Source organism: Rhizocola hellebori (assembly GCF_016862955.1).
Taxonomy (GTDB): domain Bacteria; phylum Actinomycetota; class Actinomycetes; order Mycobacteriales; family Micromonosporaceae; genus Rhizocola; species Rhizocola hellebori.
The window spans coordinates 164,708-184,126 of sequence record NZ_BONY01000003.1; the positions used below are offsets into that span (position 1 = coordinate 164,708).

Genomic DNA, 19,419 nt, shown 5'->3' on the forward strand with positions numbered 1-19,419 from the left:
GCCAGCCAATAGGAAGGCCGAATCGGTCAATTAACAACAAAACAGAATGCAGGTTCGGAACACCCCGTATGCTCCGAAAATAGCGGTGTCTGACTGTAACGGGCACCATCACCCGAGCGACCGCCGTGTGATCGCGGATGAGACAGGAGAAGTACGGATGCATCGGAATAGCCTTGGGCGCTGGCTTGAACGCGTGGGGTTGGTGGCGTTGCTGGGTGCGATGGGATCGATGTCGGGAGTTGTCCCGGCGTCGGCGGCCAATCCGTGGACGGACCCCCCACCGGCCGCGCTGTCCCCGGCCCGAGGAGCGCTGGCGACAGCCACCGCGCCATGCCCCGCAACGCACCGTGTCCTTGACTGTGTTTACGCCGTCGCCGGGCAGATCGGTGACTCCCCCAATATCTCCGTCGTCGGAACTCTCCAGGCATACAACTGGGTGAGCAACACGTGGACGGATCTGAGCCCGATCTCCCCTCGACGCGAACTGGCCGCGGCGGCCGCGCCATGCCCGCTCCAGCAAGGCAATGGTGGTAACAAAACCTGCGTCTACGCGATCGGCGGCCGGGATGCCGGCGGCGTGGTGTTGAACACGCTGCAGTCCTACGACCCGGCCAACGACAGCTGGACCCTCCGGACTGTCATGCCCACAGCGCGATACTTCCTGGCGGCGGCTGCCGCGCCCTGCCCGAGCGTTGCGGCCCGGTCGGGCGATTGGTCGGGTCACACCGCTGAAACCTGCATCTACGCCATCGGCGGCAAGGATGCCAATGGTAGTCAGCTGACCGCGGTGGAGGTCTACCACCCGAGGACCGACACCTGGAGCACCGCGGCCGGTTTGCCTGCGGCCCGGGACACGCTGGCGGCAGCCACCGCTGAATGCCCATCCGTGCAGAGCCGCGGAGACGGCCAAGCGCACGCCCGGAAGACCTGCGTCTACGCCATCGGCGGCTACAACAATGGCTTCAAGGACACCGTGGAGTCCTACGACCCAACCACCGACAGCTGGACGACCCGGCCGGTCATGCCCACAGCCCGCAACGTGCTGGCGGCGGCCGCCGCTCCATGCGCACCGGGGCCACGCGCGGGTGGCTCCACCGGAACCTGCATCTACGCCGTGGGTGGCGCCAACGGCGGTGCCGGGCTGCAGACGGCAGAGTCCTACAACCCCGCCACCGACAGCTGGACGTCCCTGCCCAACATGCCCACGGGCCGGGGTTTCCTGGGTGCGTCGTCTGCGCCGTGCTCGTTCCAGCACTGGGGAACCTGCGTGTACGCGGTGGGCGGCCTGGAAACCGGCTTCGACACCAGTTCCGCCGTAGCCGCGGTGGAGAGCCTGGAGACCCGGCTTCTGTAGTGACAAATGGCAAGAGCCGGGCTCGCTCCGCATGGAGCAGCCCGGCTCCGGTCTTTTCCACCCTTGACGTCTCTCCGTTGTTTAAACGGGGGCGTATGCCGGCTGCTCCTGTAAGAGACGGTCCAATTCGCCGGGCGACAGCGGCCCGGCGAAATAAAACCCTTGGCAAAGCTGGCATCCGTCCGACTCGACGACCTCACGCTGGCCGGCGGTTTCCACTCCTTCCGCGATCACCTGCAAGCCAAGACGATGGCCGAGGGTGACAATCACGTCTACGAGCGGAGCGTCCTGCAGCGCCGGGGCTCGCGGTGGCTCGGCCACGAGTTCCCGGTCGATCTTCAGGATGTCGACGGGCAGGCGGCGCAACTGGCCAAGGGATGAGTAGCCGGCGCCGAAATCATCGAGGGCTATCCGCACCCCCAACGCCCGCAATGTTTGGAGGACACCGGACAGCTGGGCGATGTCTTGGGCGGCAGCGCTTTCGGTCATTTCCAGGACCAGCAGGCTGGGCGGCACACCGTGACGTCGCAGAGTCGCGGCGATCCGGTCTGCGTACCGGGGCGCACGCAGTTCCCGCAGGGAAACGTTCGCTGACATCCAAAGCGTGCGGCCGCGCCGGTAGGACGCCGCGAGCTCTCGGCAGGTGTGCTCGATCACCCACGCGCCTAGTTCACCGATAAGGCCGGCTTCCTCGGCGATCTGCACAAACTCATCTGGGCTGATCGCTCCCAGGAGGGGATGCTGCCAGCGCAGCAGGGCCTCGGCACCCACGATGCGGCCCGACGCGAGGTCAACGATCGGCTGATAGGCGAGCGATAGTTCCTTGCGTTTCCCCGAGCCACGCAAATCGTGCTCGATGACAAGCCGGCGTTGCAGCGTTTTGTCATAGGCCACATCGAATGCCTCGATCCGGCTTTTGCCCCGCTGTTTAGCCAGGCGCAACGCCAGATCCGCGTTGCGCATCAACTCCTTGGGGCTCTTGGCGGTCACGCTGTCGGCGTAGCCGATACTCGCTCCTAAGTGGACCGTTACCCCATCCACCTGGTACGGACGGCAGAGTGCGGAAAGCAAGCGCACAGCGGCACGTCCCGCCCTGTCCTGGCTCGCGGAAATCAATGCCGCGAACTCGTCGCCACCAAGCCGGATCGCCAAGTCGTCCGGTCCCAATGCAGCCTGCAACCGTTTACCGACCTCGACCAGCACCTCGTCGCCGACGTCATGCCCATTGAGATCGTTGATATCCTTAAATCCGTCAAGATCAATAACGAGGAGGGTACAGGATGGGCCACCCGCTTGCCGCCGTGCCCTTTCGTCCAGCGCCTGCCACAGGCGACGCCGGTTTGACAAGGCCGTCAACGGATCGAGATTTGCCATCCGCCAGTACTCGGCTTCGCGCTCGGTGAGCTGAAGCGCAGATCTTCGCGCTTCGCTAAGCGCCAGCGCGATCCGCAGACCCAACAGGATCGCTAGCGGGATCCCTGTCGTCGCGATGCCTAAATCTAGGCTGTGCATGCGAACGGCCTGAATGGTAGCGGCCGAGCAGATCGATGCGACCGCGAGGAAGGCTGGGAAGACGCCGAAGGGTGCCAGCGGCCAGGTGCCCGGGCTGGCGTTTGCGGGGCGCGGAAACCTCGTACCCCAGCCAAGAATGATGCATCCGAGCGCGATGAAGGCAGCCGGCCCGGCAACCCACATGCCCGTCTTTTCCTTGACCACAGCGAGGGTGAGAATCGCATCGGCGATGACGATAAGCAGCAATCCCATCGCGACAGTGACATTGCGCGGCCATGGACGGCCCGCCCGCAGCACAGTCACCAGACACAGCGCGGTAATCAGGCACACCCCGGCCAACGCCGCGCCGATCAGGCTGCGCTGTTCACCGAGCCGGAAAGGCCCGAATCCATTCATCAGACCCAGCGTCCAGCACAAGCTGAACACGCCGTCTCCGGCAAGCAGCCCGTCAAGCAGATCCCGGCGCCACCCGCCGCCGGCCGCCGAAGGCTGGGCACGCGAAAGCAGCGTGGCGACGAGACCAGCACCCGCCGCGAGGCAGGCCGCCAAAACGATCGCAATCGCCATCGGGTGCGGTATCGCCAGAGCTGAGGCGAACGCCGCGGCAATGACCGGGACGGGAGTCAACGCCAGGCTGGCGGAGACCAGCAGTTCATGGCGTGCCTGCTTGCCAGCCGCGGCGAAGGTGATCCCGGCGGCTGCGCCGGTCAGGCATATGAGCACACCCCAGCTGGATGCACCATCGAGCAGCATGGCCTCGACTGTGCCGGATGCGGCACCGGGGAATCGCACACTGTGTACGTCATCGGGTCGCCAGCGGTGAAACTCTAGCCCATTGGTGTAATAAACCTTGCTAAACCGGTTTCTCGCCCACCCTGGTAAAAGCCATGATCCAGTTGGTTTCCCAGGTTTCGCCGCCGTCGTTGGAAAAGTCTTGGTGCCAGCGGGCGGCGACATCGGTAATCTCCGACCACAGGAACCTCACCTTGATCGGCCGGCCATCCACCTCGTCATCGCCTTCGAACAGGCCAACCCCATCGACGAACCGGCCGGTGACCGGTGGCTGCAGCTTTCCGTCTCTGCTACTCACCCAGTAGATCGCCCAGTGCCCGGCGGCCGGGTCGAACAACCGGAAGGCCACCCCACGCGTGCCGGTCGAGTGGAAGATGTGCTCCTCGAAGCTTCCCGCGCCAGCGAAGAACCCATGCGCCTCACAGGTACTGGAAAACTCAGTCCATTCGGTGCAACCGGTGAAAACCTCCTTGAGCTGCCGGTGCGCGACAGTCCAGGAGCCGTTCTCAAAGTCGAAGTCTGTGTTCATGACCGGCAGCCTAAGCCGCCCCCACTGACAGTTCCCGTCAGCGGAGTCATCGCCCCTTGAAGTCGCGGAACAGGAGCGGTGTCGGATGGCTTCCGGCACCGCTCCCTTTCGCGGGCTACGGGGTGTTCCAGTCCTCACAGCTCTTGCCCTGGAAGCTGCCGGAAGCGCCGTTCTTGAGCCAGGCCCAGGTGGAAACGTAGTTGCAGTAACGCTGGTTGCCACCTGGGTCAGAGAGCCACAGATTGCCGAAGCAGTAACCCACCGTGGGGTAGTAACACGTGATCTTGGTCCTGGTGGCGATGCCACCGTCGCGGTAAGCGATGACTGTCATCTCGACCCGGTTGAACATGTAATCCCCGCAGTTGAGGTGGCCGCGGAACTCGATCCAGCCACCGCTTTCGTGCGGGGTCTCGGTTACCTGGCTGCAGTACCAGCTGATCGGGCCTGGGGCGGCGACCGCCGGTTGAGCCAATATGACAGTCGGACCGGCGATGAGCACGCCCAGGGCGGCGAGCAGAGTCACCCAACGACGGTGGATCGGCTTGGCGACGGCGCGATGCGAGCGGGCATCGGAGACTTCGTGCATTCTCATTCCTTTGATAGTCAGGTGGCAACAGAGCCCATCGGGCTCCTTGCGGGAGCCTTCTCGTGGCGTCGGGCGCTTTCCAGGAGATTCACCGGAGATTTGGCGGCGACTATGGCCGTAGCATTCGTCATCGGAGACCCGAGCCATGGCGAAAGGAGGGCTGCTTGTTAGCCAACGTCATACGCATGCATCGCCTTCGGCTCGGCCTCACCCAGGACGAGTTGGCTACCGGCACCGGCCTGAGCGCTCGCCATCTGCGCGACCTGGAGGCGGGCAGGATCACGGCACCACGCCAGGCCACCCTGCGCCTGCTCGCAGACGCGTTCGCCCTGCAGGGCGACGAACGAGAGCGGTTCTATGCCGCAGCGCGTTCTGAGGGGAAGGCGGTTGTCGGCCCCGGCCCGGCGCAGCTGCCGCGCGACGTTGACGGCTTCGCCGGCCGGTGCCAGGAGATCGATCAGCTCGACGCCCTGCTGACACGCAGCCGTGACCGGGGGGCCACTGTGGTCATCTCTGCCGTTTGCGGCGCCGCGGGTGTCGGCAAGACCGCGTTGGCTCTCCATTGGTCGCACCGGGTCCGCCGAGACTTCCCGGACGGACAGCTCTACGTCAACCTGCGAGGGTTCGACCCGGACGGTGCACCGATGACGCCCGGCGAAGCCGTTAGGGGTTTCCTCGACGTGCTGGACGTGCCGGCCAAAAGCGTCCCGGCCGATCTACCACAGCAGTCCGCTTTGTACCGTAGCGTGCTGGCCGGCCGCCGGATGCTGATCCTGTTGGACAACGCCAGCGACGCAGCCCAGGTGCGGCCGCTGCTTCCCGCATCGGCGGGCTGTCTGGTCGTCGTCACCAGCCGCAACCAGCTGACTGGCCTGATCGCCAGTGAGGGCGCACATCCGTTGAACCTGGACCTGCTGACCCCCGCAGAGGCGGAGGAGCTGCTCGTCCATCGCCTGGGAAAGCAGCGGGTGGCCGCCGAGCCGGAAGCGACCGACGAGATCATCATCCGGTGTGCTCGGCTGCCTCTGGCCTTGACCATTGTCGCGGCCCGTGCCGCCATGCACCCCGGCTTCACGTTGGCGGCACTGGCGGCCCAGCTGCGCCAAACCACTGGCACTCTGGACGCCTTCGCGGTCGAGGATGCGGTGACCGATGTGCGCACGGTGTTCTCGTGGTCGTACCAACGGCTAAGCGACCCGGCCGCAAAGCTGTTCCGGCTGCTGGGCTCCCATCGTGGACCGGACCTGTCCGCTCCGGCCGCGGCCAGCCTGACCGGCGTCGGTGTCGAACAGGTGAGCTTGCTGCTGGCCGAGCTGGCCCATGCCTGCCTGGTCACCGAACACACACCGAGCCGCTATACCCTCCATGATCTGCTGCGCTCCTATGCCTCCGAGCTGGGTCACGCAGGTGACAACCCGGAGACGCGCAGTGCCGCCATAGGCCGGCTGTTCGACCATTACCTGCACAGCGGAGTCCACGCCGCACTCCTGGTGGATCCGCAACGCGATCCGATCACCCCAACGCCGCACGGGTCCGGAGTCACCCCGGAGACAATGACCGGGCGCGATGAGGCGATGGAATGGTTCGCCGCCGAACGACCGACCCTGCTCGCGGCCGTCTGTCACGCCGCCGACGCCGGGGAAGACACCCATACCTGGCAACTGGCCTGGACTCTGGTGACGTTCCTCGACCGAAGCGGGCATTGGCACGACTGGGTCGCCGTCCAGCAGGCCGCCCTGGCCGCGGCCTCCCGCCTCGGCGAGCTCGGCAGACAAGCCGACGCGCACCGCAGCCTCGCGGTCGCGTTCGCCCGGCTTGGACGCGACGACGAGGCTCACGACCATCATCGGTGCGCGCTGGCCGGCTACGAGGCACTTGGCGATCACCTTGGCCAGGCACACACCCATCACGTCGTCGCCCAGCTCCATGTCCGGGTAGGACAGTGGCAGGAAGCCCTCAGCCACACCGAACGGGCTCTCCACCTACACCGGCAGATCGACCACCTGTCGGGACAAGCCAGGGCGTTGAACAACATCGGCTGGTTGCAGGCTCAGCTCGGCGACCACCGGATGGCGCTCACCTACTGCGAACAAGCACTCGCCCTGCATTGCCAGATCGGCGACAGGTCTGGCGAGGCGGCCACCCGGGACAGCCTCGGTCAGGCACATGCAAAGCTCGGCAATCACGAACAAGCTGCGGTGTGCTATCACCACGCCCTGACCCTGATGCGGGACCTCGGTTTGCGCTACCAGCAAGCCGACACACTCCACCATCTCGGCGACTCCCGGGCCGAGGTAGGTGATTCTGAAGCCGCGCATGACATCTGGCGCCAGGCGCTCGCCATCTTCGAACAGCTGGGTCACGAGGACGCTGAAGCGGTGCGGGCAAAGGTCTTGCGCGCGAGCATCTGAACCGACTGGAACTGCCGCCGGTCCGTGGGCTCGGGCTCGCGAACCATCCGAGCCACCTCGGTCAACCCGATCTCGCGCAGCATCGCGGCGAGGTGATCGGGCCACCATCGGTAGGCCGGCGTTACCGTGTGGTCGAAGACCTGCGTCAGGTGGGACGAATCATCGCTTGCCGAAAAACCAATCAGAAGATGGCCACCAGGCTTCAGTACCCGATAAAACTCTGCCAGAACGTCCGGAACGTCTTGCGGCGGAGTGTGAATGATGGACCACCGTGACAGCACGCCGCCCAGCATGCCATCGTCGATGTCCAATGTGGCCATTGCGCCAATGTCGAACAGCAGGCCCGGATGGGCTTCCCGAGCCAGCTCAATCATTGCCGGCGAGACATCAACGCCACACACCTCCAGCCCTAAACCGCCCAGATAAGCGGTGATATGGCCAGGCCCACACCCCAAGTCCGCTACCTGGCCACCGCCGCTGGCGATGACGACCTCGGCGAAGGCGCCCAAAATCGCGCGGTCCAAAGGACTGTCATGCAACGTGTGGCGAAACAGCTGCGCATATTCAACGGCAGCACCGTCATACGCCTCGCGAGTGGCACTGAGGACATCATCTTCGATCATGCCCGCCACAGTAGTTCCTGGCCCCTCTCTGGCCGCTAGCCCGTCTCGTCGGGCGGCAGTTTCGGGATGTCGGCGCGGTACAAGCTGATCAGCAGTCCGTATGCCTCGCGGCCCGGATCGGTGCTGCGCGGTTTCGCGGCTTGTTTACGTAGCCGTGCGGCCAGCGCGTGGGCCTCGTCTGGGGTAAGCCAGAGATGGCGCAATATCGTGTCGTCGGCCTGGCCGGGGCGAGCAGGCAGCATCTCGGCCATGGCGGCGTTGAGGAGGAACTTGGGACCAATCTCGTCATCCAGCTTGAAGCCGCGGCTGACCAAGGCGAAGTGCTGCTCGGTGCCGCCGCGCACCTGCCTGGTGTCGGCCAGGCGCACAAATCCGGCCTCCCGAAGCACGCGAAGGTGATAGCTGACCGTGCCCTTGGTCATGCCAAGCGCGGTCGCTAGTTGACTCAAGGTCGCAGGGCGCTGCCGCAGAACATTGACCATGCGATGGCGCATCGGATGTCCGAGCGCCTTGAACTGGGCAGGTGAGTTCAAGGCGAGCTTTTCCGGGACAGCGCCGTCTTCCATCCGCCAAGTGTCCATGAACCTCGACGCTTTGACAATCGCCGTCCTATGCGTACAGAATCCGAAGCGTTGAAGATTTTAGACGCCTGAGCTGAAGGAAACTCAATGCCAGTCTCGACGGCCACCGTCGCCACGCCCCGTCCCGGCCGCTACATCAAGCAGCTCGTCTCGCACCTCGGCCACAAGGCCAGTGCCGAAGTCACCGGCGACGGCCGGGGATCCATCACCATCGGCGGTGGGACCTGCGTCCTTTCGCCGCGCGGCGACCACCTTGACCTGATCGTCGCGGCACAGGATCTCGACACCGTTGCCCGTGTTCAGGATGTCGTCGCCCGGCACCTGGTGCGGTTCGCCACCCAGGAGGAGCTCAGCGTTGACTGGTCGGCTCCGGTTGCGGGGCAAGACATCCAGATATTGGATCCGGTTCTCGGCGAATACCTGCTCGCGCATTGCACACCAGCCGATGAAGTCCTTCAGGAGCTGGTCGTAAAGACCATCGAAGCCACCGGCGGCGCAGCCGGGATGCAGATCAGCCACGACGAGGGCACCTTCCTGACGATGCTCGTCAAGATGGTCGGCGCCCGTAACGCCGTCGAGGTCGGCGTGTTCACCGGCTACTCCTCCATCTGTATCGCACGGGGGCTGCCCGCCGACGGCCACCTTCTCGCCCTCGACGTCAGCGACGAGTGGACCACCATCGCCCAGCACTACTGGGAACGGGCGGGCGTCGCTGACCGGATCCAGCTGAAGCTAGGCCCGGCTATCGAAGCGCTGCGTGCGCTTCCTGCCGATCCGGCAATCGATATCGCCTTCATCGACGCCGACAAGGTGAGCTATCCCGCTTACTACGAGGAAATTGTGCAGCGGCTGCGCCCTGGCGGAGTCGTCGTGCTGGACAACGTGTTTCTCGGCGGCCGCGTTCTCGATCCGGCCTATCAGGAAGACCATCACGTCGCGATGCGCGGGCTCAACGATCTCATCGCCGGCGACGACCGCGTCGATTCGGTGATGCTGCCGATTCGCGACGGCGTCACGGTCGCCCGTAAACGTTGACGGGTCAGCGATTGGGCTCAGGCATTTAGCTGGACAAGGTCGTCGTCGGTCAGCCGCAGCTGGCCGGCGGCGATGTTCTCCTCCAGATGCGCCAGGGAACTCGTCCCGGGGATGAGCACGATGTTGGATGATCGGGCCAGCAGCCAGGCCAGCGCCACCTGGGGCACCGTGGCGCCAAGCCGGCCCGCCACCGTGGTCAGGTGCTCTGCGGTGAGCGGCTGGAACCCGCCGACAGGGAAGAACGGCACGTAGGCGATGCCGGCTTGAGCGCAGATGTCGACGAGCGGATCGTCGTCGCGTGCCGAGATGTTGTAAAGGTTCTGCACACACACGATGTCGGCAACGGCTCTCGCCCGGGCGACCTGGGACTGGCTGACATTGGAGATGCCCAGGTGCCGGACGAGGCCTTCCGCACGCAGGGACATCAGGGTTTCCAACGCGGCTTCCAGCGGCGCGTCGGTATGCCCACGGTCGCCCAGGCGCAGGTTCACCACGTCGAGCCGGTCCACGCCAAGGGAACGCAGGTTCGCCTCGACGCCGCGGCGCAGACCATCGGGGGTCAGACCACGATGCTCCGCGGCGGGCAGGCCGATGTCGTGACCTTCGACCAGCGCCCCGACCTTGGTCACAATCACCAGATTATCTGGGTACGGATGCAGAGCGGTGCGGATCAGCTCGTTCGCAGCCACGCCGTCCCGCGCGTAGTAGTTCGACGTATCGAGATGGTTGACACCAAGCTCCACGGCTCGGCGCAGGATCGCCAGGGCGGTGTCCCGGTCGGGCCGCTCGCCCCTCGGCCAGCCGGTGAGCTTCATCGTTCCGTAGCCGACCCGGTTGACGTTGAGGTCTCCGCCGAGGGACCACTGCACATTCGCCATGATCGTTGAGCGTACACACCGTCGTCGGGGCGAACACTACTGGCCGAGGAAACCGCCGGACTGCCTTGCCCACAGGGCGGCGTAAAGACCGTTGCGGGCGAGCAGCTCGGCGTGTGTGCCGTCCTCGACTACCCGTCCCCGATCGAGCACGACTATCCGGTCCATCCGCGCGATCGTGGACAGCCTGTGCGCGATGGCAATCACCGTGCGGCCGGCCATGACTTTGTCCATGGTTTCCTGAATAACCGCTTCAACCTCGGAGTCCAGCGCCGAGGTCGCCTCGTCGAGGATGAGGATCGGCGCATCCTTGTGGATGGCACGAGCGAGGGCGATGCGCTGACGCTGACCGCCGGAGAGCTTGATGCCTCGTTCGCCGACGTGGGCGTGGTAGCCGGTACGACCGTCCTGATCGGCCAGTGCGGTGATGAAATCGTGCGCCGCGGCCTGTTGCGCCGCCACGGTTATGGCACCCTCGTCGGCTGTTGCCGGGCCGATGTTGTCGCGGACGGATCGGTGTAACAGCGCCGCCTCCTGGGTCACCATGGCGATCTGCCGTCGCAGGCTGTGCTGGGTCACTGTCGCGATGTTCTGGTCATCGACCTCGACGGTGCCGGTTTCCGGGTCGAAGAACCTCAGAATCAGATTGACCAATGTTGACTTGCCTGCACCCGAGCGCCCGACCAGCCCGACTTTCTCGCCCGCCGCGATCTCGAGACTAAGGCGATCTAGGCCGCCGCGGTCCTTGCCGTAATGGTGGCTGACATCCGTGATACGGATGGCGCCGCCCCGCATGGCGAGGGTCGTCGCGTCAGACCGGTCGGCGACGGCCGGTGGCTGAGCGATCGTGTGCAGCGCGCGCCGTAAGGTGCCCACCGACCCGAAGAGGGACGAAACACCGTCGAGCAGCCACTCGGCCATCGACGTGATACGAAAGGCGAGCGCCAGCGCGGCTGCGACCAGCCCGATGGGTGCGGCCGAAGCTTGCCAGAGCACGATGCCGTATCCGATGAGCCCGACCATCAGTACCCCACTGAGGCTCATCATTCCGACGTTCATCGTGACTTCGAGCCGCTCCACCCGCAGCCGTGCTTGGCGTGCAGCGGCAAATACGGCCCGGTCCGCGTCTTCCGAGACGCCGAGCAGCGCAAGGGTATCGACGTTGGCGTACGAGTCGACAAGCAGTCCGGTGACCGCAGAGTCTGCGTCCTGGTGGCGCTCAGACGCGAGGCGATAGCGCGGTATCACATAGGTCATCAGCCCGGCATAGAGCAGGATCCAGACTCCCAATGGCAGCACCAGTCGCGGGTCGATGGAGCCCATCAGCCAGACCGACCCGACGATGTAGGTCAGGACAAAGGCAAGGGTGTGTATGACGACGTAGGTCGACGTGACCGCGGCAGCAGAGCCCTCCCGGACCCAGGTGGCTATGCGGCCGGCAAGGTCATTGCGGAACCAGCCGACCGGCTGGCGTGACACCCGCCGGTGCGCCCGCCAATGCGCGAGCGTGCGCGCGTTGGGCCGGAAAGCGAGGTCGTCCAAACCTTCGTTGAGCAGATGCAAGAACGGTCTGACGAGAAGAATCAGCGTCCCGACGGCGATGAACTCAACGCCGTGGGTCTGCCACAACGTCGCCGGGTCGGCCTCGGCGAGGGCATCGACCAGGCGACCGGCGTAGCCGATGAGCCAGACCTCGAGGCAGGCAGCGATGACGGTGGTGAGCAGGCTGATGGCGATGACTTTGCGTAGCGGCCGGAACTCCGCGATCAGATACGGCAGGACTCGCCGTGGCGGCGTGGTCGGATCATCGCTGGCGAAGGGGTTGACGGCATTCTCGAACAGGCGAAACACGAACGGACTCCAGGCAGAGAAGAGAGGTCGGAAGAGGAAGCGGAAGGCTGCCGAATGTCCTCATCGGTCTCTCCTAGCGTTGGCGTTCACAAAATCAAGATGCGAGCCTAGCCACACCCAAGAACACTTCGCATCCGAGTTTTGCCGCCGCGGCGATCAACTCTGCCCCCGCAGCTTGAGCCGCTCCCACTGACAGGTCCTGTCAACGGAGATGAAACAAGCGCGCCAAGATGCAACCATCGAGCGCTGCGCTGCGTATTACCGAGGTTAGCCATTTTTACGCTTCGGGGGAGGCACGGTGCGCTCTGGACGCGATGAGTCTCGAGATGGCCCAAGGCGAGCCGGTCACGGCGATAGGCCTGGTGGGCTCGGGCGAGTCACCGCTCAGCGCGCTGGGCCTGGATCTGAGGGCCCACGCGTGATCACTGTCGAGCCCGTGCGGGCGAAGGCCCCCACCGGGCTGCTGCGTATCCGCCCGCAGGTTGAGTGGACACTGATCGTTTTGGGGCTGCTCAACCTCATTCTCGTACAGCCAAAGGGATTGAACGCCGACGGATACTACCGCTACCTACAGCTAACTCAACTGCTGCTCACCGGCACCCTGCCCGACGGTGACTACTCCCTGGTGGGGCCGAGCTTCTCCACACCGATGTGGCTCATCGGCCACGCCTTCGGCCATGCCGCGATGTGGCTGCGCTACTACAACATCGCCCTGTTCTGCCTCGGTCTCGCCGCCATCGCCTTCCTGCTGCGGCGGCACGTGGAAGCGGCTCTGCTGCGTCGGTTCCTGTTGCTGCTCGTCGCGGCAAGCATCGTGGCCCCCAGCCTCAACGACTTCTACGGGGAAGCCTTCACCCTGGTCGGTGTCGGTGTGGGATTGCTGGCCGCCCTCACCGGCCCGCGCCGTGTGGCCATCGCGGGCTGGGTGGCGGTGGTGCTCGGCGCCGTCAACACCCCCGCCAGCCTGATCGGTGTCGCACTGATCGCCTTCGTCGAGGTGGTCCGGCGACGCCGGTTGCGGATACTGGCCGTGCCGTTGGCCGCGGCCGCGTTGGTGGCATTGGAGATCGGGCTGCGGCACGGCGGATATGTGGGCGCCCACGGCGCGCAGACCATCATGCCCTACTCCGGCAAGCCCGGTTTCTCTTATCCCATCATCCTTGGTATAGCGGCGATCCTGTTCTCCTTCGGACGCGGGCTGCTCTACTTCTTTCCCGGCCTGGCCCTACCGGCCAGCCATCGGATACGTGCTGCCGCTGGCCCCGAGATCGCCCGCGTCTACCATTTGTGGCTACTGTTTCTCGCCGGCTTGATTATCGTGTACGCGGGCTGGTGGGCCTGGCACGGAGGCTGGTCGTGGGGTCCGCGTTTCTTCGTCATCGCGATCCTGCCCGCCTCGCTCGCCCTCGCCGTGCGGCTCAACGACACCGACAGCCGCCCGCTCGCCGATGTGCTGACGCTCGGCGCGCTCCTGCTTTCGGTGTGGGGCGCCATCGCAAGCACCGTCTATTTTGGATATTGGCCACCGCAATGCTATGCGCCAGGCGGGATCGAAGAGCTGTGCCACTTCGCCCCGGAGTTCAGCCAGTTGTGGTGGCCGATGCTGGCCAAGCCTCATCTCGACGCCACACAAATCGTCTTGCTGTGCTACTACACCACCGTCGCCCTCTGGCTGGCCGCCCCTGTGGGAAGGCGAATCTTCCTGGCAATCCGCAAGGCCGCCGCCCGCTGGCCCCGCACGGGCTGGCAGCTCTAGTCCTCTGGCCCCTATCCGACTATCTGCTGATCGGCCAGTCGATAGTCGCGCCGCCCGAGATGGCGACCTGGATCCTTACACCGTCCGAGCTGATGCTTGTGACCTGTTCGCCAGCCGCCATATCACGCAACACCTGAACCGCAGCCCACTCGTCGCCGTGCCGAACCGTATACAGCAATAGCCGACGGCCTCGACACCGCAACATCATGAGCAGGTCCGGTTCGGCCGGCGACTTGCCCGGCACCCAGCTCTCCGGCAACGACTGCAGCGTAAGGTCCTCGTCGTCCGATCCAAACTCGACCTCCAGCGGGCTCGGCGCTGAACACGTTGGGCCGACGTCCAATGCGGTCCGATCGAGCGGAAGCCTGGCCGGATACTCGTCGACCGCGTTGCGCGAGTCACCGTCCCGCCAGGAGATGACGTTGATACTGCCCGGACTTGCGTGGTAGAGCGTGTGGTCGCGAATCCACTGCACGGTGATGCCACCGCCCGGATCGGTGACCCACTGCTCCACCTTGAGCGAGCCGTCGGGCTGCGGGCTGAGAATGGCCAGCCGTGCCCAGTCCGTCCCGGTCCCCGGTTTTAGCCGGCAGTTGATGGCCACCGCCCACTCCGGGCCGGTGTCGCCGATGAGATCACCCTGAACCCGCCGCCCATCCACGAACAAGCTCGACTCACCAGAGCGAACCGGCCGCTGCGGGCAATCACGCCAGCTGCTCGCGTCAATCAGCGGGTTGTTCCACGACAGTGGGGTCACCGATGGCGACGGGCTTGCCGGGGTCGGGCTTGGTTGCACAGGCGGCGAGGGCTGCTGGCGACGGTTTATCACCCACCAACCTGCCACCAGCAACAGCATCATGCAAATGGCAGTCGAGGCAATCGCCTGCGCCCGTCGAAGCTTTTTGGAACGTTCGACCACATCGGACACCGGCGGCGTAACCATCGAAACCTGAAGCTCGAGTGCCAGGGCACCCCGACCCCGATGCAGCCACGACTTCACCGTGCCGACCGGCACTTCCAGCTGCTCGGCCACCTCGTCGACCGGCATATCCACCAGATAATGCAACACAATCGCCTCGCGCTGCGCCTTCGGCAGCTTGCGCAAAGCGGCCACTACCGCCACGTGGTCGGGCTCCGGCGGAGCTACCCAATCCTCCCTGAACGACGACCGCGAAACCGCATACTTCATCCGCCGCCACCGGGAATGCGCCAGATTCGTCGCCACCCGGCGGACCCAAGCGACCGGATTGTCATAGTCTGCAACCTGCTTCCACCGTTGCCAAGCCCGGCAAAACGCCTCCTGGGCAATGTCCTGGGCGGCACCCAGGTCAGCGGTGAAGCCATAGACCATCGCAACCGTGCCGCCGTAGTGCGCGGTGTAGAAACCGTCGAAGTCGTCAGTTTTGCTCATGCCACCTCACACCCGCGACCCAACACCCAGGTTGCAGTCACCCCTGTTGCGCGTTGACCCGCGCGATCCGCTCCGGATCACGCAACCCAACGCAGTCCTGCGCCCAGAACGCCTCGGAATAGACGAAAGTCCCCGTCATCCAGGGCTCATACGACGACAGCATCGCGACCTGAAACCCGGGGTCCGGGATGCGCAGCGACGGCGCGCGGAACCCATGCGCCGATGCCCGCGCGAACCCGCGCTTGCCATAGAACACGGGCGAGCCCTCCAAAAACACCAAAGGCACCCCCTGTTCGTCGGCTGCGGCCAGCGCGGTGGCGATCAGGCGTGTGGCAATGCCACGTTTTTCATATTCAGGGTGTACGCCCATCGGCGACAAACTGAACACGTCGACCAGTCGCAGATCGGCGTCCAGTCGGCAAGCGCTGAGCATGACATGCCCAACGACCTTGTCATCTACGGTCGCGACCAGCGAGATCGGTGCCAGCGCCGCCGGCGCGGCACGCAGTGCGTCCACCAAACCCGGCACCCGGTCAGGGTCACCGAAGGCAAGGGCATGAGTGGCGCGTACCCCGGCATGATCCTGGGCGGTTTCGGCCCGGACCTCATAGTCGAAAATCATGGCCGGAGCGTAGAGAGCGGCCCTGTGGTCCGCGACTCATTTTCGGCGGCCACCAGAACCGCTTCTTACTCAGCGGAGAACCGGGGTGATCACTGCGTCGACGTGCACACGGATGCGCTCGTCGTAGCCACCCACCACCAGGACCGTGCCGTCGGGCAGCGCGGTGGCCGTTGGCACCCACCGCCGCGCAGCGACTTCCGTGATCGCCTCGAAGCTCCTGCCGTCGGCTGCCAGCATGTCAACCCGGGTCCCGCCGGCCACCACCAGCCGTCCGGCGGTCGTGCGCACAATGACATCCCGGAACTTGTAACGCGGCACACTCATCGCCGGGCCGGGGGTGAAAACGTTGGCAGCCAAGTCAAGGATCTCGGTACTGGCCAGCAGCTCGGAGTCGTCGGTGGTGCCGCCCAGCACGATGACCCTCCCTGCATCGAGCAGGGCGATGGCGTGTTTGAACCTTGGCGTCGCCATCTGCGGGCCGGCCCGCCGCTGACCGTTGCGCGGGTCATAGATGACCGTGGAGGTCAACCCGCGCTGGCGTCCGTCCTGCCCGCCGGTGATCAGGATGGTGCCGTCCGGCAACAGGATCGACGCCGCATGGCGCGGCCGCGGCATGGCCGGACCCGCCGTGAGCGCACCGCTGGCCGGATCGAAGATCTTCACCTCGGCTTCCCCGGCGAGCAGCACTCGCCCGTCGGGCAGCAGGATAGTGTCGCCCTGCATGGTTCCGGCCGGCTGAAACGTGCCGGTGACCGGGTCGAACATCTCCGCCTCGGCCAGCGCTTCGGTGCCTTCCCTGGCCCACCCGCCCACGATGAGCACCCGCCCGTCGGCCAGCAGCGTGGCGCTGTGGCTGCTGCGCGGGTGGCGCATCCGTGGCCCCGGCACGAATCCGCGGCCGGGCACAAAGAACTCGCTGCTGGGCTCCACTTCGGACGTGGTGCAGCCATCCACCGCACATCCGCCCGCGATCAGGACCCTCCCGTCGGCCAGCAGCGTCGCGGTATGCCCGGCCCGCGGCCGCAACGGCTGCGCCGACACCGTGCTCGGCGAGGGCGGAGCCGGACGCGTGGGGCCGGTGCACCCGCCGCTGATAACAAGCAGGCACACAGCTACCAACAGACGCCTCATACCCGCATAGATCCCCGTCTCCGCCCCCAGGTTCCGGCCAGATCTTCATGCGGTGCCAGCAGTCTCGCCCGATAGGATAAGCAGCCGCGTACGGCCCTGACCTCCAATGAAGGCGTAATAGTGATAGATGTTTATGAGTATTACGAACGGGTGTGGGGTCCGCCGTCTCGCGAAGCCGAGTTCACCATTTCCGGCATCCCGATCGAGATCTACAAGTGGGACGAAAAGGCAACCGACATGGGCGCAACGCTCTACGCCACAAACGGGGCGAGCGCCCGCCCGGCCTCATACACGCACAGAACTGAGTTCTTCACCGGCTTCACCAGCGAGATCGATTCCATCGCGGATTCACTCGCCCTCCTGGCCCACTACGCGGTCGCTGTTGGGCCGATCGAAAGGGGCGAGACCGTCACCTTCCCCGATCCGCTCTGGGAAGGGAGCAGGATGAACACCTATTTTGCGATTCCGCCGCTGGAGACGATCCTGGCGCCGTTGCGGATAGACGAGGGTCTCCATATCGAGTTCCTTCATGTGGTGCCGATTTACCCCTGCGAGCTAGACCTAAAGAAAGCGCATGGAGCCGAGTGGCTGTTGGGCGAGATCAATGATGCCGGGCTAAGCGCTTCTGATCCGTTTCGGGTGTCATGTTGTGCCTAGCCTGTCTTGGCTAGACGCGGCGGTGGGCCTTGGCCAAGAGCCTCGACTGGTGGATACCGCCGTTGCCCACATCGCCTTGGCTACCGCCACCGAATCCGGCGATCCCGCCCATGGTGGGCGGCTCAGGGCCGCAGGAGGCGCCCCTGGAACCACTGATCGATGCCGGCGGCTTTTCCAGCGACCGGCTGGCGCAGCCTCTGATCGCGCTAGCCATCATGGCGGTAATCTCGCTGTTTCTCGGTTGGCTGATCGCCGGCCGCGTGCTGCGTCCGGTGCTGACGATGACCGGACGCCTGCGCCAGATCTCCGATCGCAACGTGCACGAGCGGCTGGCCCTGCCCGGCCGCCGCAACGAGCTGAAGGACCTGGCCGACACCGTCGACGACCTGCTCGGACGGCTGGAGACCGCGCTGGACGCGCAAAAGTGGTTCGTCGCCAATGCCGCCCACGAGATGCGCACGCCGCTGACGGTGGAACGGGCGCTGCTCGAGGAGCCACTGATCGACCCGGCCGCCAGCCTCGAGTCGTTCCGGTCGAACTTCGAGCGGCTCCTGGTGATCAGCGACCAGCGTGGGCACCTGTTGGAGTCACTGCTCACCCTGTCCAGCAGGTCGACCGGCTCTTCGAGCCGTTCCAGCGGCCACACCGCACGGCCGACGGCGGGCACCACGGCCTCGGGCTGTCGATCGTGCGCGCCATCGCCCGCGCCCACGACGCGACCCTCACCGCGCGCCCGCATCCTCGGGGCGGGCTCGTCGTCGAGGTGGCGTTACCCGCGCTCGCCAGGAAGCCCCGGCTCGTTTGAGCCGGGGCTTGACGCTTCGGGTGTCAGGGGATCAGGCGCCCCACCGCCAGCCCCAGCTGCCGGTGCCCCAGACCCAAACCTCGGACCACGGGTAGTGGTTGGCCCAGCAACCGTAGGTCAGAACGCATTGCTGCAAGTGGCGTTGCGAGCCACGGACGGCCGGGGAATTCGGCATCGGGCTTGACCACGTGGTGGCCGGTGCGGTGGCGACGATGGTCGGGTCCACCTCGGACAGCCGGTCATAGTAGGCGTCCCAGCGCGAGACGACGCCAACCTGGAAGTCGATGCAGAAACCGTAGTGCGCCATCCACTTGTAGAGGACGAAGCCGAGCAGCGTCCTGACGGTAATCGTGACTTCGATCCAGTTGCCGCAGATCTCCTCGCCATTGATCACGACACCCTGTGGCGTGACTCCGGCTTTGCGGTCGGCCAGGAGGCTGTCCAGTCCGGGGCTGGTAGTGCGGTCGATGGTGGTCTTGCTGGGGTCAGCGACCAGTTTCGCGATCTCTGGCTTGCTGGCGATAAGAGCGATGTCGGTCGGGGAGCTCTTTCCTTCGGCGATCCGCAGCAACGCTGCTGCGATCGCGGGATCGCCCTGGCCGCTGGGTGCGGCGGAGGCGGTGCCGGGTAGGGCGACCGCGGTCGTGAGGGCCATCGAGACAGCCGCGACGACCGTCAGTATCGATCTGAATGGCTTGGACATGCTTTTCTCCCGACGTCATGAGAAGAAAGTGGGATGCCCATATATTGATGGCCGCGACTGGACAGGGATTGGATTTCAATGGACTGTGTACTGGACGGGCCGGCTGAGCCCAGAGCCCGACCGCAGTCGGCCGGGAGCTTTCCGCGAGTGACCGTCTATTCTGGACAGCCGCCCCGGAACCACCG

At 65.4% G+C, this 19,419-nt stretch carries 16 protein-coding genes and 2 pseudogenes; 7 read left to right on the forward strand and 11 right to left on the reverse strand.

Annotated features, from left to right (window positions below; translation table 11 throughout):
- Window positions 1-157: 157 nt before the first annotated feature.
- Window positions 158-1,354 carry a Kelch repeat-containing protein gene (locus Rhe02_RS03740; RefSeq protein ID WP_203906620.1) on the forward strand — a complete coding sequence of 399 codons (1,197 nt, stop codon included), beginning with the start codon at window positions 158-160 and terminating at the stop codon, window positions 1,352-1,354.
- Window positions 1,355-1,435: 81 nt separating this feature from the next.
- On the opposite strand, the gene Rhe02_RS03745 is transcribed toward Rhe02_RS03740, so the two are convergent.
- The 3 genes from Rhe02_RS03745 to Rhe02_RS51115 form a co-directional block, all read right to left on the reverse strand.
- A complete protein-coding gene (locus tag Rhe02_RS03745) occupies window positions 1,436-3,823 on the reverse strand; it encodes a putative bifunctional diguanylate cyclase/phosphodiesterase (protein WP_203906621.1) in 2,388 nt (795 codons plus the stop codon).
- The gene (locus Rhe02_RS03750; protein WP_203906622.1) at window positions 3,720-4,187 is read right to left on the reverse strand and encodes a hypothetical protein; all 468 of its coding nucleotides are present in this window, start codon (window positions 4,185-4,187) and stop codon (window positions 3,720-3,722) included. Before Rhe02_RS03750 ends, Rhe02_RS03745 begins: the two co-directional genes overlap by 104 nt.
- 115 nt (window positions 4,188-4,302) lie before the next feature.
- A complete protein-coding gene (locus Rhe02_RS51115; RefSeq protein WP_239123310.1) occupies window positions 4,303-4,779 on the reverse strand; it encodes a hypothetical protein in 477 nt (158 codons plus the stop codon).
- Window positions 4,780-4,835: 56 nt separating this feature from the next.
- On the opposite strand from Rhe02_RS51115, the gene Rhe02_RS03760 reads away from it, so the two are divergent.
- The gene (locus Rhe02_RS03760) at window positions 4,836-7,184 is read left to right on the forward strand and encodes an ATP-binding protein (RefSeq protein WP_275411062.1); all 2,349 of its coding nucleotides are present in this window, start codon (window positions 4,836-4,838) and stop codon (window positions 7,182-7,184) included.
- On the opposite strand, the gene Rhe02_RS03765 is transcribed toward Rhe02_RS03760, so the two are convergent.
- Both Rhe02_RS03765 and Rhe02_RS03770 read right to left on the reverse strand, forming a co-directional pair.
- Window positions 7,133-7,807, reverse strand: a complete 675-nt coding sequence (locus tag Rhe02_RS03765; protein WP_203906624.1) for a class I SAM-dependent methyltransferase — start codon at window positions 7,805-7,807, stop codon at window positions 7,133-7,135. The two genes, Rhe02_RS03760 and Rhe02_RS03765, sit on opposite strands and share 52 nt — an antisense overlap.
- 35 nt (window positions 7,808-7,842) lie before the next feature.
- Window positions 7,843-8,388, reverse strand: a complete 546-nt coding sequence (locus Rhe02_RS03770) for an ArsR family transcriptional regulator (protein ID WP_239123312.1) — start codon at window positions 8,386-8,388, stop codon at window positions 7,843-7,845.
- Between the two features lie 87 nt (window positions 8,389-8,475).
- On the opposite strand from Rhe02_RS03770, the gene Rhe02_RS03775 reads away from it, so the two are divergent.
- Window positions 8,476-9,423, forward strand: coding sequence for a DUF2218 domain-containing protein (locus tag Rhe02_RS03775; protein WP_203906625.1), 948 nt, complete (start codon window positions 8,476-8,478; stop codon window positions 9,421-9,423).
- Between the two features lie 17 nt (window positions 9,424-9,440).
- On the opposite strand, the gene Rhe02_RS03780 is transcribed toward Rhe02_RS03775, so the two are convergent.
- Entirely contained in the window at window positions 9,441-10,301 is an 861-nt protein-coding gene (locus Rhe02_RS03780; RefSeq protein ID WP_203906626.1) for an oxidoreductase, read from the reverse strand.
- Between the two features lie 36 nt (window positions 10,302-10,337).
- A complete protein-coding gene (locus Rhe02_RS03785; RefSeq protein WP_203906627.1) occupies window positions 10,338-12,149 on the reverse strand; it encodes an ABC transporter ATP-binding protein in 1,812 nt (603 codons plus the stop codon).
- A gap of 418 nt (window positions 12,150-12,567) precedes the next feature.
- Here Rhe02_RS03785 and Rhe02_RS03790 point away from each other — a divergent pair, with 418 nt between their 5' ends.
- Window positions 12,568-13,905 carry a hypothetical protein gene (locus tag Rhe02_RS03790; RefSeq protein WP_203906628.1) on the forward strand — a complete coding sequence of 446 codons (1,338 nt, stop codon included), beginning with the start codon at window positions 12,568-12,570 and terminating at the stop codon, window positions 13,903-13,905.
- Window positions 13,906-13,924: 19 nt separating this feature from the next.
- Here Rhe02_RS03790 and Rhe02_RS03795 read toward each other — a convergent pair whose 3' ends face one another.
- The 3 genes from Rhe02_RS03795 to Rhe02_RS03805 all read right to left on the reverse strand — a co-directional run bounded on the left by Rhe02_RS03795 (window position 13,925) and on the right by Rhe02_RS03805 (window position 17,069).
- On the reverse strand, window positions 13,925-15,316 hold the full coding sequence (locus Rhe02_RS03795; RefSeq protein WP_203906629.1) for a SigE family RNA polymerase sigma factor: 1,392 nt from the start codon (window positions 15,314-15,316) through the stop codon (window positions 13,925-13,927).
- 37 nt (window positions 15,317-15,353) lie between these two features.
- Window positions 15,354-15,938, reverse strand: coding sequence for a GNAT family N-acetyltransferase (locus tag Rhe02_RS03800; protein WP_203906630.1), 585 nt, complete (start codon window positions 15,936-15,938; stop codon window positions 15,354-15,356).
- A 69-nt stretch (window positions 15,939-16,007) separates the two neighbouring features.
- Window positions 16,008-17,069: a Kelch repeat-containing protein gene (locus tag Rhe02_RS03805; protein ID WP_203906631.1), complete on the reverse strand. Its 1,062-nt coding sequence runs from the start codon at window positions 17,067-17,069 to the stop codon at window positions 16,008-16,010.
- 120 nt (window positions 17,070-17,189) lie between these two features.
- On the opposite strand from Rhe02_RS03805, the gene Rhe02_RS03810 reads away from it, so the two are divergent.
- From Rhe02_RS03810 to Rhe02_RS49610, 3 genes and pseudogenes are all read left to right on the forward strand, one after another.
- Complete coding sequence (locus tag Rhe02_RS03810) at window positions 17,190-17,726, forward strand: suppressor of fused domain protein (RefSeq protein ID WP_203906632.1); 537 nt, start codon at window positions 17,190-17,192, stop codon at window positions 17,724-17,726.
- Window positions 17,727-18,007: 281 nt separating this feature from the next.
- Window positions 18,008-18,283, forward strand: a pseudogene (locus Rhe02_RS49605) (two-component sensor histidine kinase); the annotation flags it as partial.
- 101 nt (window positions 18,284-18,384) lie between these two features.
- A pseudogene (locus Rhe02_RS49610) lies at window positions 18,385-18,531 on the forward strand (ATP-binding protein); the annotation flags it as partial.
- 31 nt (window positions 18,532-18,562) lie between these two features.
- Here the strand turns inward: Rhe02_RS49610 and Rhe02_RS03820 are convergent.
- Complete coding sequence (locus Rhe02_RS03820) at window positions 18,563-19,234, reverse strand: hypothetical protein (RefSeq protein ID WP_203906633.1); 672 nt, start codon at window positions 19,232-19,234, stop codon at window positions 18,563-18,565.
- Between the last annotated feature and the right edge of the window lie 185 nt (window positions 19,235-19,419).